The organism is Shewanella sp. SR44-4, assembly GCF_014163715.1.
In the GTDB taxonomy this organism is placed as follows: domain Bacteria; phylum Pseudomonadota; class Gammaproteobacteria; order Enterobacterales; family Shewanellaceae; genus Shewanella.
Genome location: NZ_JACJDU010000010.1, coordinates 1 through 14307, shown reverse-complemented (window position 1 = coordinate 14307; position 14307 = coordinate 1). Strand labels below are relative to the sequence as shown.

13 protein-coding genes are annotated in these 14307 nt (G+C 43.8%); 6 read left to right on the top strand and 7 right to left on the bottom strand.

Features of this window, described 5'->3' with window-relative positions; genetic code table 11:
• Positions 1-5: 5 nt before the first annotated feature.
• The 7 genes from H5125_RS06765 to H5125_RS06735 form a co-directional block, all read right to left on the bottom strand.
• Positions 6-566, bottom strand: coding sequence for an AraC family transcriptional regulator (locus tag H5125_RS06765; RefSeq protein WP_182743849.1), 561 nt, complete (start codon positions 564-566; stop codon positions 6-8).
• Between the two features lie 54 nt (positions 567-620).
• Positions 621-1775 (bottom strand): DUF3570 domain-containing protein, encoded by a 1155-nt coding sequence (locus tag H5125_RS06760; protein ID WP_242445187.1) that lies wholly within the window; start codon positions 1773-1775, stop codon positions 621-623.
• Positions 1762-2022 (bottom strand): DUF4266 domain-containing protein, encoded by a 261-nt coding sequence (locus H5125_RS06755; RefSeq protein WP_182743848.1) that lies wholly within the window; start codon positions 2020-2022, stop codon positions 1762-1764. Before H5125_RS06755 ends, H5125_RS06760 begins: the two co-directional genes overlap by 14 nt.
• Before the next feature lie 4 nt (positions 2023-2026).
• On the bottom strand, positions 2027-2530 hold the full coding sequence (locus tag H5125_RS06750; RefSeq protein ID WP_101087756.1) for a TlpA disulfide reductase family protein: 504 nt from the start codon (positions 2528-2530) through the stop codon (positions 2027-2029).
• A 77-nt stretch (positions 2531-2607) separates the two neighbouring features.
• Positions 2608-3270 carry an outer membrane beta-barrel domain-containing protein gene (locus tag H5125_RS06745; RefSeq protein WP_220487248.1) on the bottom strand — a complete coding sequence of 221 codons (663 nt, stop codon included), beginning with the start codon at positions 3268-3270 and terminating at the stop codon, positions 2608-2610.
• A complete protein-coding gene (locus tag H5125_RS06740) occupies positions 3240-3980 on the bottom strand; it encodes an SH3 domain-containing protein (RefSeq protein ID WP_182743847.1) in 741 nt (246 codons plus the stop codon). Before H5125_RS06740 ends, H5125_RS06745 begins: the two co-directional genes overlap by 31 nt.
• Positions 3981-4037: 57 nt before the next feature.
• Positions 4038-6695: a PD40 domain-containing protein gene (locus H5125_RS06735; RefSeq protein WP_182743846.1), complete on the bottom strand. Its 2658-nt coding sequence runs from the start codon at positions 6693-6695 to the stop codon at positions 4038-4040.
• 304 nt (positions 6696-6999) lie between these two features.
• Here H5125_RS06735 and H5125_RS06730 point away from each other — a divergent pair, with 304 nt between their 5' ends.
• From H5125_RS06730 to H5125_RS06705, 6 genes are all read left to right on the top strand, one after another.
• Positions 7000-8268: a hypothetical protein gene (locus H5125_RS06730; RefSeq protein WP_182743845.1), complete on the top strand. Its 1269-nt coding sequence runs from the start codon at positions 7000-7002 to the stop codon at positions 8266-8268.
• A 2-nt stretch (positions 8269-8270) separates the two neighbouring features.
• Positions 8271-10709, top strand: coding sequence for a LamG domain-containing protein (locus tag H5125_RS06725; protein ID WP_310734186.1), 2439 nt, complete (start codon positions 8271-8273; stop codon positions 10707-10709).
• 10 nt (positions 10710-10719) lie between these two features.
• Complete coding sequence (locus H5125_RS06720; protein ID WP_162022691.1) at positions 10720-10860, top strand: hypothetical protein; 141 nt, start codon at positions 10720-10722, stop codon at positions 10858-10860.
• Positions 10853-12430 carry a general secretion pathway protein GspF gene (locus tag H5125_RS06715; protein WP_182743844.1) on the top strand — a complete coding sequence of 526 codons (1578 nt, stop codon included), beginning with the start codon at positions 10853-10855 and terminating at the stop codon, positions 12428-12430. Before H5125_RS06720 ends, H5125_RS06715 begins: the two co-directional genes overlap by 8 nt.
• 953 nt (positions 12431-13383) lie before the next feature.
• Positions 13384-13740 (top strand): hypothetical protein, encoded by a 357-nt coding sequence (locus H5125_RS06710; RefSeq protein WP_182743843.1) that lies wholly within the window; start codon positions 13384-13386, stop codon positions 13738-13740.
• A gap of 111 nt (positions 13741-13851) precedes the next feature.
• A complete protein-coding gene (locus H5125_RS06705) occupies positions 13852-14175 on the top strand; it encodes a low molecular weight protein tyrosine phosphatase family protein (protein ID WP_182743842.1) in 324 nt (107 codons plus the stop codon).
• Positions 14176-14307 lie beyond the last annotated feature (132 nt).

The following is a 14307-nucleotide window of genomic DNA, read 5'->3' as shown; positions in this document are numbered from 1 at the left end:
GTTGTTTACAATACCCACTGTTCGACTTTGATATCAGCCCGATAGCTTGATTCACTGTCTTCGACTTTGAGTTCTATCATTACTGTTTCATCGGTTTTATCAAAATTATGGCTAATGGCCCGTTGCACTGTACGACCTTCGGCATCATTGCCAGTAAATATTGCGGTTAGCAGGTGAGGGCCCATTTTAAGATTACCCAGGTAAATACGCTGAATTCCACCTTGCTCTAATGCTTTGCGTTGACGTTCGGTATATAAAAAACCGCTAACATTATTGTCGTCAATTTTTAACTCAACACTGTCGAGTTTGAGAAATCGGCCCACATCAACCGACACAAAAACCGCGATTTGGGTGCTGGCAGGAAACAATAAATCTTCTTCTAAAATAAATAGATCGCGATTGAGTTTTAGTACTTGGCTTTTAATGTCTTCAAGCTCGCTGGCTAATGCACCATTGCCTTGTTTGGTATCTTCAGCTTGGGCTGGTGATGCAAATAAACCAGCAATCAGTAACGTTGCTGCGAATAACCGCGTTAAAAAAGCACCCCATTTACGGTTGGTTGTCATAGTTATGGCCTTGGCAATTATGTTGTTAAAAGTATCAATATTTAGGGCGAGCAATTAAAAATACACGCTGACAAAAGCGCGGATGACATTGGCAGAGAACCCATAAAACGGTTCGTTGCCCACTCCGCCATCTGCGGTAGGGTCTCTAAAGTTATTGTATTGAAAGTCAATATAATCCCATTGCAGCGATGCTTCTGAACGCGTGTCGCCAAACGATACCGAGGCGGGTAATTGATAGGTAATGCCTATCCCGTAAGTGATGTCGCTAAAGTCACTGAGTTCTTTGTCGCGTGCAAGGTAGTTTTGCGCGTCGCGATAAGGAAACAAGTCACTGTAAAATTCAGCTTGAGTTTGCTGGTAATAACGCACTTTAAATTCTAATTCGATACTGTCGCCTAGTGGATGTCGATATCCAAGCTCTACATCACTGGCGGTGATTTCCCAGCTGTCGTTAAAGTGGCGGTAATGAAAAAACAAGGCTGCGCGATAAGGTAAAAAGTAACTGGCCGAGAACTTTGCTGCAAACGAGTTGCGGGTTTCTGGGTACACTTCTGCCTGATAAGCCACACCAGATGGAACGCTGTTGTCTATGTATCTCACTGTGCGGTATGGGTTATTTAAATAGCCGCTGTCTGCTATAGCTTCAACGTTAAAGCTTGCGGTAAGGTTGCGGGTTAATACTTGATTGATGCCAGCACGAATCCGATATTGCTCGCTCTGCTCTTCAAACTGGTCGTCACCATTACGGCGAATCTCATTGTCGCCATAAGACAAACCCAGATTTAAATTGGTTAAATCGCCAAAGGTGTCTTGTGACACATTGATGCTAAATGATTGGGCTAAATAATCGTCTTCATCACTTTGACGCAGGTTAAACGACATCAAGGTTTTGTCATGCAGGTATTCAACCCCAAATTGTCCTTCGTTACGCTTTTCTGTGTACGCACTGGCAGTGCTGATAACGTCCACAGATGCGGATGAAATACTGTCTAAATAATAATATGCGGTAAATGCGACCGATTCAGAGGTCTTTTTTCTGAGTAATACTGACGGGCCATCAATGGTCATGCCGCCACCTTCGTAGCTGTGATACAACACGTCAGCGCGATCAGGATCGAGCACTGCAGCTTGGGCAGACAAGCACGTCATACTGACAAGTAATGCCGTGAATAGCTTAATGCTTTTATTGAGCAAATTAGTTACAGCCACAACCACCACCTCCGGTTCCTTCAGCGCCACGGGCCGATTCACGACCTTCAAGTACGTGAGCCATATGCATGCTGGCACTTGGATGGCGATTTAAGCGCATGATAGGGTCGGCTAAATTTTGACGCTCGTAAGGTTTAACCCAAGGCTCAATGCCCATACTCGTGCAGCCACTCAAAGTAATTAAGCTTAATAGCGCAATGCAATTAAGCGATAAAGTAGTGATACGAGGAGATAAGGTTTTTTTCATCAATTTACTCCCTAATCAGCTGTTTAATGGCCGCAGCATACTTTTTATCAAAGCCGTCTTTATAGCCTTGAAATACAAAGCGCACATTACCATCGCGATCAATAATCACTGTGGTTGGCATGGCTTCAACTTGATAGGTCTTAGACAAAGAATTGGTTTGGTCGAAAAATATTGGGAAACGTAAATCAAGATCGGCTAGAAAGTCTTTGCCTGCTTGGTTTTCTTGTTCAACATTAATGCCCCATACTTGAACGCCGAGGTCTTGATACTTATCTTGTAATTTTTGCAAAATCGGCATTTCTTTACGGCATGGTCCACACCAAGATGCCCAAAAGTTGATCAAGATAATCTCGCCACGTTGCTCGGCTAAATTGAGGTTAGTCCCTTGCTGGTTTTTTAAGGTGAAGTCGGGTGCAGCTTGGCCAAGCGTGAGCGCCTGTACCTGCATCGACAACAATATTGCACCTAATGCAATAAGACATTTACCACTAAATCGACTGAACAACATTGTATTTCCTTATTGGTTTTTCACTTTTGCTACTCGAATATTCTATGGTCTCTTTTAACGACCACTATCGAGGTGGATTAAAAATAGAACGACACACCCGTAGCAAAATTCAGATTATGGGTTGTTTTAGACGCGCCAGTAACCTCGGTATTAAACAGGTAATCACTCATGCTTAAATCCCATGCTATCCAGTCGGTTAAAAATACTCGGTAGTTTGCAGTGAGGTTGACGGTAAATTGCTCGTCACCGGCAAACTCGGTACTGCCGCCACCTAATTCAATCGAAAAGACACTGTTAAACACTGTGTCTTTGCTGAAAAAGATCTCACCAGGCAGTAGGTTATAACCAATGTTTAAGCCGTAATAAGTTAACTCGCGCTCAGCATCAGTTAACAATGGCGCCGCATTAGACAATTTTTCAAAACTGGTTTCACCCGCTTTGGCTTGGGCATAACGCGCTTTGACATAAAAATGTTCGCTGATGTGGTAACCCACATGCGCACTTATCCAAGGGTTTGATTCAAAATCTTCAATCGACAAAATACCGCCTTGAATACCCACTTCAACGTTTTCAGTATCGATAACATCATCAAGCACAGTGCGACGTTCTACATCGGCTTTGACGGTATTAGGGGCATCGTCTGCGGCAAATGCTGCTGAGCTTGGCATTAATGCGGTCAACGCTAAAGTACTAGCAGTGAACAAAGGCACTAAAAAAATACGCTGAATCCTATTTTCCATGTTTGGATCTCTTCATTTTCATCTCGGTCGGTTAAGGCTAACGAGAGTTTATATTCGGCCCGTAATAAAAAGTTACGTGCAAGGTGATATTTAATGCCAGCTGCCGCACTCATTATGGTGCTGCGGCGCGCTTCGGTGTCGGCTAACACACTATGGGGTTCGGTATTAATGATCCCCGCGCCAACGCCAATGTATGGCACGACAATTAACTCGGGTAAAAGTTGGCTAAACAGCATGACCTCAAATACATCACTGTCTGAAATACTCCCCAGTGCTTTACCTGCTGATATTTCAGCGCTAAATACTGGTGTAAATGCATAGCCCGCATAAATATTGTAGAAGTTGGCACCTTCTAAATCGCCGTACATTACACCGGCTTCAATTTGGCGATTGATGACGTCTTGTTCTGTTATCAAGTTAACGTCAATGGCTTGGCCATCTTGGGATAAACCCTTTAGGTTATCTTCATGAAACCAACCTTCAACGCCACGTTTGTTTAGTACTTTCAACCAAGACGTTCGCTTAAGCAGCACTGTGACTATGTCATTTTTTTCGATAATCGACACCACAGGGTAGCCAGCACTTGGCCCAGAATGTAGCTCAATAAAGGGCACCTCAATACGCAAACTTGGGTTGTCGTCGGCCTGCAACACTGGGCTTAAGCACAGCAATATCAGTAACAAAAAGGTGTTTCGTAAATATGTTTGCATAATTCCCTATCGCAAAGTCATGAAGCAAACCTATGGTTTTGCTTGTGGCATGCTTTGTTAGTCCTGTGAGTAAAATGGCGTGTTGTAATATTGCGCGCCAATGTCTAACCATTCGTTAAGTAATTTGAGCTCATCGGCCGACAGCATATTTTGATGGGTGGTGTTATTCATCACCTCAAAAAATGTGTTACTTGAACGCGCGCCATTAGTCGATAAAATTGCCGGCACATTGACTGTGGTTAACACCGGGATAGGGTTACCGTCAGCGTCAAGAATAAGCTCACCATTACTGTCTACTTGATAAACTACGTTGCCATCGGCATCAAGCACTTCAACTAATTTGTCGATTAAAATACCATCGACTTCTTCTTGCTCAACATCGTTAAAAAACAGTTCACGGTATGAGGTTAAGTGTGCAGCTTGATCGCTTGAAGGTGAATTGATTAACGACAACTGTCCCGCAGGCACTTGCGCCGCGCCATCGGCATCGACGATATTATGGCAATTGGTACAAGTGTTATCGGCAACGATTATTTGAGTTGTTGCGTCTATAACGGGTCGAGCTAAGTCCCACAGCGGTTGAATATGTTCAACATAATTGATTTGAATGCGGCAATAGGGCGTCCAATTGTCAAAGCATTCGCTCCCATTAGGCGCCGGTGTGGCCAAATTACTGTAACTGTATTCAACATTTGGATTAACGGCAGACAATACTGGGTTAGTCCAAATATCTTGATATTTAATACTGTCGCTAAGCTCGGCAAGGCCATTGACCATTTCATTGGCTTCGGCCATGGTTTGTCCTTGCGCAGGAATGATATTGCTTGTGGCATTAGGGTAGGCAGAACCACCCGCGGCTCCGGTATTAATGCTAGGGGCTTGGGCGTCGAGTCGGCCATGAGGCAGTTGACTGTTAGCAGTATGACAGCCGGTGCATTCTAGGGTTTCACCCGGCGTTAACGTGATCCATTGATTGTGGCGTCCGCCAATACGCTGACCATTGATATCTAACACACTGATGGCCAATGGGACATTAGCAGGCACTTTTATTTTGACTGAACCATCGGGTTGAATTGGGCTATAACCGACAATTTCGCGCATCAGTTGGTTATTACTGCGGCCAAAATCGGTATTGGCAATGTCTCTAACATCGTCGGGTGGCATGGGAATACCACGCACAATCCGTAAAAAGCGAGCCGGTAAGTTGGCTGCGGGTGTTTGCGATGGGTCACTTAAACGGCTAATACCACCTACGTTGGCAGTGGTGTCGATACCATCAAAGTCATATACGCTGCGAATGTGGATAGAACCAGCCAATTCTTGACTTAGCTGTGAATCAAGTTCGTTGCCGACGACCTTGTCCGCGACAAAGGTTTTTGGTTGTGCGCTAGGTTGCATCACCACCGATTCGGTTAGCACCGTCCCTTGAGCTGTTGTGGCCACCAATTGTTGGGTGTTGTTGGCATTGTTGAGTAGCCACAGCTCGTATAAGGGATCGGCTTGAATCAGATTATCGTCAGCGAGTTGCTCCGCGGTGAGTTGACCGCAGGCGCGGACGATGTCATTTACAACAACACGACACAAATCCCAACTCATTAAAAAGCGCTGGCTGTTATCGGGTAGTGGGTATAAATGATTGATTCTACCTGTTTCTGATAATGCGGCAGAAAATGAGAAGTTAAATTCTGATAACGTGGCGTCTGTAATCGCTTCGCCTTGCGCGCCAGAATTGGCAGTGGCTTGCTGGGCATCAATGTAGTCGTCAATATTAATCAGCACCGGACGTTTTTGAATCCTGGTGTCGTCCTGTGATGAAAGCAACATCAATATTTCGCCGCTAGCTAATTGTTGTGGCTTGATAAAATCAATCGCTTCGGTTTGGCCGTCAAGGGTCAATTGATGCGAATGCCAGCCAAAGACTAATTCGTTTTCTGTTCCGTCTGGATTCATACGGTACAGGTTAATTCCGTGGTCGCCGCCCATTCGATCCCAGCGGCTGTATAAAATCTTTCCGCTTTGCAGAACCAATGGGTAAAAGTCATGGCTTAAGTTAAAGGTTAACTGCTTAATGGCGCTGCCGTCTGGGTCCATTACATGGATGTTAAAGGTTTCATTAGCACGGCTTTCATCTAATGCTGTGTATTGTGGTTTACCTTCATCAAGCAAAATTGCCCGAGATAAACGCTGCCTGGTTGAGGCAAATATAATTCTGCCATCGGGCAAAAACGCCGGCATTAAATCATCGCCTTGCTCTGCCGTTATGTCACTGCTGATGATTCGTTCTAAGATTTGGCTTGCTACCGTATAACGCCAGATGTTCCATTTAGGTTGTTCATCGTCGTCAACACCGTCGATTTCAGGTGCGCGAATGGCCATAAGCAGTTGTTGACCATCATCTGACACCGACAAATCGCGAATATCAATCAACTGATCTTCAGCAAATAAGGAGGCTGTTAAATTCGTCGCAGGTGAATCAGCGAAGGCATTGCGTTTAATGAGCAGTTGCGCGCCAGGATTAAAATGGCCTGGATTAAGATCTTCAAATTGTGCAGGATTTTGATCGACCGCAGTTAAATTACGCTCAATATAAGCCACAGGATATTCAACAAGAACGGGATCAGGCTGTTGATCTTTAATTGCTGTTTCGGTGTTACATCCCAATAACAATGTAATTACCGTAAACATCATAATGTTATAGCCCAAAGTCGGCCTCATTTATTTTCCTTAACGATTTATTATTTTTGTGAGTATCATAGCAAAACCCTATTGCGGCTGACATTATTGCTTTCTAGGCCCAGTGTTTCAACATTTTTTATTAAATATTTGAATACTTTATTTTGACACGGCAAGACGCTTTTTTGGCGCCAAGTTATTGGCTGTAAGTGTCAAAAAAATTAACAAAATAAAAACTTTTAATGTGAGCCGTTGAATGATTTAATCAGCACCATTCGATTTTTATCATGTCCAAATATCAATTTCAGTTCAATACCAGGCAGTCAAGTGCTAACAAGGAGACAGTATGAAGCAACGACTTCGTACGGTAAAAAGCTTCAGCTTATTATCTTATTATGGAAAAACGATGCATTTTAAGCCGTTTATGAGTGTATTAGCACTTGGTGTATTGAGCCTTTTGTCGGCCAATGTGGTTGCTGCCAGCTTAGAGCAAGCAAAACAACTGCATGACCGTATAGCTGGGGTTCCAGCTTCCGAAATCACATTGCAAAATATGGCAGCATTACTTGATGACGGCAAACCCATCGAAGCGGCATACCTCGCAATGGAAACACCGGCATTTTATTCTACGACGTTGAAATTATTCGCCACACCGTGGACCAATATTGATCAAGACATTTTTGCGCCGTTAAATGACTATTCAGCCACTGTGATTGGTGCGGTTAGAGACGATGTTGATTTTAGAGATATTCTGCAAGCCGACATGGTATATGTGGGTAAGAATAGTTTAAATTTACCCGGCTACAATCGCAACAATAATGACCATTATCAGGCATTAGAAGACCAATTTATTGATTTAAAAGATGGTTTAGAGCGCACCACTCAATCGAGTGTGAATGGATTACCTGCTGATGCAACGGCAGGGGTATTAACTAGCCGCGCCGCTGCGAAAGAGTTTTTCTATTTAGGCACTAACCGCGCGATGTTTCGTTTTACCTTAATGAATCATTTGTGTACCGATTTAGAGCCATTAAAAGACAACACCCGCCCAACCGATCGTATTCGACAAGATGTGAGCCGCAGTCCTGGTGGAGACAGCCGTTTATTTATCAATAACTGCTCAAGTTGTCACAGTGGTATGGATCCACTGGCGCAAGCGTTTGCTTTTTATGAATATGAGTTTAACCGTGACCAAGATCCAACGGGTGAAGCTGGAGCAATAGCTTACAACACCAGCGGTCAAACCGACCCCGCCACCGGCACACGAGTGCAAGGTAAGTATCATATCAATTCAACCAGTTTTCCTTTTGGCTATGCCACACCAAACGATAGATGGAACAATTACTGGCGCGAAGGCCCTAATCAAAAATTGGGTTGGGATAACAGTTTGTCTGGTCAAGGTAGTGGGGCTAAATCCTTAGGCCAAGAGCTGGCAAACAGTAATGCCTTTGCCCAATGCCAAGTTAAAAAGGTGTTTAAAACTGTGTGTTTACGAGACGCAGAAAGCCAAGCTGATATTGCACAAATTAGTGCTACTACGGCTTCTTTTAAACAGAACTCTTACCAACTTAAGCGCGTTTTTGCTGAAGTTGGCAACTACTGTATGGGAGAATAACCGTGAAATATTTAATGGCTAAAGGCCTTGTTATTGCCTCATTAATCATCGGGCTTTCTGCTTGTGGTGGCGGGGATGTTGAAAAGAATCCGCCTGCGCAACAAACGCCACAATCTGACGTGTATACCGGCCCTGCAGCAGCAACGGCTGATATTCAAAAATACAAAACATCGTTGTGGGATAACATCTCAACCCAAGACAAATGCGGTGCGTGCCATACAGAAGGTAATCAAGCGCCTTATTTTGCCAGTCGAAATAACGTTAACGATGCTTATGCTGCCACGAATCCATTGGTTGACTTAACCGACCCTAAAGCTTCACGTTTAGTCAGTAAAGTCGCTGGTGGACACAATTGTTGGCTCGCCAGTGATTCAGCTTGTGGTGAAACCATGACCCAATGGATCAAGTTATGGGCCGATGAGCGTGTTAGTACGGTCAATACTATTGAGCTGACTGCACCGGTTATTCGTGATCCAGGTTCTAGTAAAAACTTCCCTGATGACAGCAGTTTATTCAGTCAGCACGTTTATCCCATCGTGAATCAATATTGTGTGTCTTGCCATAATGAAGCAGCACAATCTCCCCAGTCGCCATTTTTTGCCAGCACCGATGTGAGCCAAGCTTATGAAGCCGCCAAAGGAGTGATTAATTTAGACGACCCCGCTCAATCAAGGCTTGTGGTGCGTTTAGGTTCGGAGTTTCATAACTGCTGGAGCAATTGTGTAGACGATAGCATTGAAATGCGCGATGCGATTATGGCGCTCAGTGATGGCATTGAACTTGATGAGATTTCACCAGACATGGTGGTGTCAAAGTCATTACGTTTAACCGATGGCATTACCGCCTCAAGTGGTGGCCGTTTTGAAACTGACGTAATTGCTTTATATCAATTTAAAACAGGTGAGGGCAGCATTGCTTATGACACCTCAGGCATATCTCCAGCCGCTAATTTGACCTTAACCGGTGATGTAGATTGGTTGGGCAGTTGGGGCTTGTCGTTTACTAACGGTAAAGCGCAGGCGAGTACCGCTAACAGCAAAAAACTGCATGATTTAATTACCGCAACAGGTGAGTTTTCTGTTGAGGCTTGGGTGACACCTAATAATGTAACTCAAGAAGGTCCAGCCAGAATAGTGACCTATTCTGCGGGAGACAGCGCACGTAATTTTACCTTAGGCCAAACTCAATATAACTATGACTTTATGCTGCGCACTCAAGCAACTAGTACCAATGGCGAGCCAGCATTAAGTACACCAGACGCGGAAGAGGTATTACAAGCCACATTGCAGCATGTAGTGATGACTTACAATGCCACCACTGGCCGCAGTATTTACGTTAATGGTCAATTGATTGATGTGGTCGATGAAGACATTGCGCCACTTGCCAATTGGGACGACAGCTTCGCGCTTATTTTGGGTAGAGAAGCGTCAAACCAGCATGTATGGCAAGGCGATATTCGCTTATTAGCCATTTATAATCGGGTACTCGCACCTGAGCAAGTACAGCAAAATTATAATGTTGGAGTGGGTGAAAAGTTCTTTTTACTTTTCTCGATTAGTCATTTAATTGATCTTCCCAATACCTACGTCATGTTTGAAGTCAGTCAGTTTGATAACTACAGCTATTTGTTTAGTAATGCTGCCATTGTGAACATTGACGGTACGCCAGTAGCAGACAGCTTTGCGTTAAAAGGCTTACGTATCGGTATAAACGGTAAAGAAAGTGCTCAAGGCCAGTCATACGCGAATCTCGATTTATCAGTATCGGCAGGGCAAGCGATTGCAGAGCCGTTTTCTATCTCAGCATTGGGTACTATTATCGCCCTTGAAAAAGGCGCTAATCTGGATGAGTTTTTCTTAACCTTTGAACAATTAGGCGAACACACCAATGTAGTGTTACCTGGGGTATTTGTTACCCCTGCCGAGATGCCAGCAACCACTCAATCGGCTCAAGTCGGTGTGCGTAACTTTGCTGAAATTAATCACAGTATGAGTATGCTCACGGGCGTTGACCAACAATCGACTAAAGTATTTAACACCTATCAGTTAGTTAAACGTCAATTACCGAGTCTTGAAAATATCGAAACCTTTATCTCTGCGCAGCAAATGGGCATTACCCAGCTTGCCATTGCCTATTGTGATACTGCGATTGAAGACAACACGATTCGCAGTAATTGGTTCCCAGATGTGGACTTTACTGCCGTACCTAGTGTGGCGTTAAATACCACTGATCGCGCCAATTTATTGAACCCGTTAATTAACCAACTTATGCCGTTATCGTTAGCCAGTCAGCCAAGTCAAAGTTCGGTTTACAATGAACTTGATAGCTTAGTGAGCGGTCTGTCGGTTTGTAGTGGCACCTGTACTGCAGAGCGCACCCGTACTATCGCTAAGTCTAGTTGTGCTGCCGTATTGGCCAGTGCCGTGATGCTAGTGCAATAGGGGCGACAGTATGAAACGATATTTACAGCGATTGATAGCATTAACCGCGCAGCAGCTTAGGCAAACGGTTGTTGGACTGACTATTTCGCGATTAACCCATGCAACTGATATAGCCGTAATACGGGCACAAAAGGGATTCAACAATGACTAGACCTAAGCACCTTCATCCAGACAGTCCATTGTTGTTTGCTGACCATAGTAAGCCGATGACTAGGCGAGATTTTATTTCGACAGGCTTGTACAAAGGCGGCGCCGCAGTTGCTGGTTTATCGTTATTTAGCCTGTTTGCTAACCCTAACAATGCTCATGCGGCGCTATCACCCGATCTTGAAGCACTAAGAGACTCTTGCGGCATAAGCGTACAAGGGGCGGGCAAAATTCCGTTTATTAGTTTCGATTTAGCCGGTGGTGCCAATATTGCGGGTTCTAATGTGTTGGTTGGCGGCGCTGGCGGCCAGCAAGATTTCTTATCCACGGCTGGTTATAACAAACTGGGTTTACCAGGTGATATGGCTCCGTCTATTGCAAACCCTAATGCGGGAATGTCTGATTTTATTAATACTGATTTAGGATTGGCATTTCACTCTGACTCGGCTTTTTTACGCGGAATTTTAGAGAAAGTATCATCTGATACCGCATCACGTATCAACGGTGCTGTGATCCCCAATCGCTCAGATAATGACACGGGTAATAATCCACACAATCCTATGTATGCCATCGCGGCAGCAGGGGCGAACGGTTCGTTAATGCCGTTAGTGGGGTCGCGTAATTCAGATTCCGGCGGCAATTCAATGGCGCCCACCAACTTTATCGATTTAAGCAAACGTCCCACTAAAATTGATCGCCCTTCAGACGTAACGGGTTTAGTGGATGTAGGTGATTTATTCAGTTTATTGTCGCAACGTGATGCTGTGGCCGTGATGGAAAGTATTCAACGTATTAGCGCGCAAAAAATGGCGGCAGTGAACACGCAAGTTACCCGCGGTGATGTGATTAAAGATTTGGTTAATTGTGGTTATGTTAAAAGTGCTGACCTTGCCGACCGTTTTGGCGACCCATCAACATTAAACCCATTGTTAGACCCTGATATTGTCGGTCCTGGTGGCATTTTTGGGATTAATGAATTTGACTCTGAGTCTGAGTTCCAAAAAACCGCGTCAATCATGAAGTTAGTGGTTAATGGCTTTTCTGGTGCGGGCACGGTCACCATGGGGGGGTTTGACTATCACACTGGCGAGCGCGCCACAGGTGAGTTAAGAGACTTACGAGCCGGTCGCTGCATGGGCGCGTGTTTAGAATATGCTTCACGTCGTAATATGCCGTTAATGCTATACGTGTTCAGTGATGGCTCAGTTGCCAGTAATGGTCGCATCGATGACTCAATGGAAGGGCGCGGTAAAGGCGAATGGACTGGCGATAATTCATCAACAGGTGCGTCTTTCTTTTTGGTTTACAATCCGTCTGGCAAACCACAATTAATGGGAGGCAGCGCCGACCAAATGGCCAGAAAACAACAAATTGGTTTTATGCGATCTGATGCATCCGTTGATACCGCGTCAGCCCCGTCGGCCAATAACGTTAACTTGTTGGTAGAAACCGTATTGCTAAATTATATGGCTCTACATGGCGAACAAAGCCAATTTACCTCAGTTGCCCCAGGACAAGGATTAGGCAATGCAACCATGCTTGATTCATTAACCGCGTTTCAACCAATAGTGTAGTTATACCCTTTGTGGAGGAGGAACAAAGGATATTGTTTATATTGTGCTCGCATGGATACGACAGAACCACCTCAAGTAAAAACGCTTCTGTGACACGCTGCGAGTACATCTTTGTAAGCTCAGCCATGACGTCCATGTCATGGCCGGTCACTGCCGCGCTTATACTCGAGGCTCTATTTCTTTGTTGCTGGCTGTGTTTCGACACAAAAGTGCAGAGGATATTGGCTCATGGATGTGGCCTAATCACCTCAAGGGCAAACGCTTCTGTGACACGCAGCGAGTACATCCTTGTAAGCTCGGCCATGACGTCCATGTCATGGACGGTCACAGCCGCGCTTATACTCGAGGCTCTATTTCTTCGTTGCTGACGGATTGACAACTGTTAGTGATTGTTGATGTTGGTTCACAATGGATGTGACTGAATTACCTCAAGTGCAAACACTTCTGTGACATGCTGCAAGTACAATCTTTGTATGCTCGGCCATCTGTGCGTTTATCTTAAAGTTTGATCAGGTGTATTCCAATGGGAGATAAACTCGGGCAAGGGGATACCCCTTAACCCCAAAAGCCACATGCTTCGCATGTGAAAATCAAAAGAATTAAAGAAAAATCAGCAGGCACACTTTTATGTGGCATGTACTAATTTTATGTACAGGTATAATAGTTTTTCATCGATTTACGCTAAAGAATGATTAAAAGTCGTTCTTTAGTTTTATCGGTTTATCAATATGAAAAACGTAATTATCTGATATTGTTATCTTTAGTTTTTTGTAAAGTGAAGGCAAATTCTACTTTACGCACAAGCTCGGTTTGTTTTTGTCTGTTAGATACATTTAATTACTTTACTTCAACAAGATAGCAAATGTAGGATGATATTAATCAATAACTTAAATGGCCGACTTTAAATTTATTTGGCCCTTTAATAAGCTGTTATACATCCTAGGGAAGTGGTTGTGCTAATTCGAGCTATCAATAGCCAAAGAAAATTAAAACCTTACTTTTACTCGCAGTCTGCAAAGATTGGTGGTTTTGGTTGTCTGATTGGGTTTTCGGTAGCATATCCGTTGTTTTTTGCTATAGCCTCAAGCTTTGGGATTCAGTCAGATGTACCAATTCGTAGCTATGATAGTGGCACAGTATTGATGATGTTCACTGTGTGCCTTTTAGTTCTTTGCTTTTCTTTATATGTATTTTGCGTATTATTTGCTTTCATTTTTTATGGAATGAAGTTCAAAAAAGGACATATCGATAAGCAAGAGCTTATCAATATCGCTTTTAAAGGCATCTATCCAAAGCGATGGCAGCTATAACAAGGCCATTATGGCAGGGACGCAAAACGCTTGGCTGCGCTCCTTCGTCGCAAAGTATAGCCAAGCATTTTTGCGCCCCATATGGCGGCGTTATGTGTTCTTGGAGGCTCAGTGAAGAACGTATTGTTTCTATGCAGTAAGAATAAGTTAAGAAGTCCTACGGCAGAAGCTATCTTCAGCAACGTAGATGACTGGGAAGTTTATTCCGCAGGTGTTAGTAACGATGCTGAGGTTCATGTAAGTCTTGAAGATATTGAGTGGGCTGATTATATTTTCGTTATGGAAAAGGCTCATAAAAAGAAATTAAGCAGCAAGTTTGGTCGAGCAATAAAAGATCAGAAAGTAATCTCTTTAGACATACCAGATGATTATGAATATATGGATGAAAAACTGATCGAGATATTACAATCAAAAGTGCCGTCACTTGTTCAATAAAAATCACATAACACATATGAGCCTTCCACCAGTCAATAGGCGAGCCTAACTTATTTGACTGCTTTTGCAGTCAAATTAAAATCAATCAACAAATTCATCTACTTCGTCTGTCATTTAGCTGTCAAATCATCG

What these genes read in the sequence shown, in the direction of transcription:
- H5125_RS06730 (WP_182743845.1), top strand. Translation starts at nt 7,000, where the DNA reads ATGAAGCAACGACTTCGTACGGTAAAAAGCTTCAGCTTATTATCTTAT.
- H5125_RS06720 (WP_162022691.1), top strand. Translation starts at nt 10,720, where the DNA reads ATGAAACGATATTTACAGCGATTGATAGCATTAACCGCGCAGCAGCTT.
- H5125_RS06740 (WP_182743847.1), bottom strand. Translation starts at nt 3,980, where the DNA reads ATGCAAACATATTTACGAAACACCTTTTTGTTACTGATATTGCTGTGC.
- H5125_RS06735 (WP_182743846.1), bottom strand. Translation starts at nt 6,695, where the DNA reads ATGAGGCCGACTTTGGGCTATAACATTATGATGTTTACGGTAATTACA.
- H5125_RS06750 (WP_101087756.1), bottom strand. Translation starts at nt 2,530, where the DNA reads ATGTTGTTCAGTCGATTTAGTGGTAAATGTCTTATTGCATTAGGTGCA.
- H5125_RS06765 (WP_182743849.1), bottom strand. Translation starts at nt 566, where the DNA reads ATGACAACCAACCGTAAATGGGGTGCTTTTTTAACGCGGTTATTCGCA.
- H5125_RS06715 (WP_182743844.1), top strand. Translation starts at nt 10,853, where the DNA reads ATGACTAGACCTAAGCACCTTCATCCAGACAGTCCATTGTTGTTTGCT.
- H5125_RS06745 (WP_220487248.1), bottom strand. Translation starts at nt 3,270, where the DNA reads ATGGAAAATAGGATTCAGCGTATTTTTTTAGTGCCTTTGTTCACTGCT.
- H5125_RS06755 (WP_182743848.1), bottom strand. Translation starts at nt 2,022, where the DNA reads ATGAAAAAAACCTTATCTCCTCGTATCACTACTTTATCGCTTAATTGC.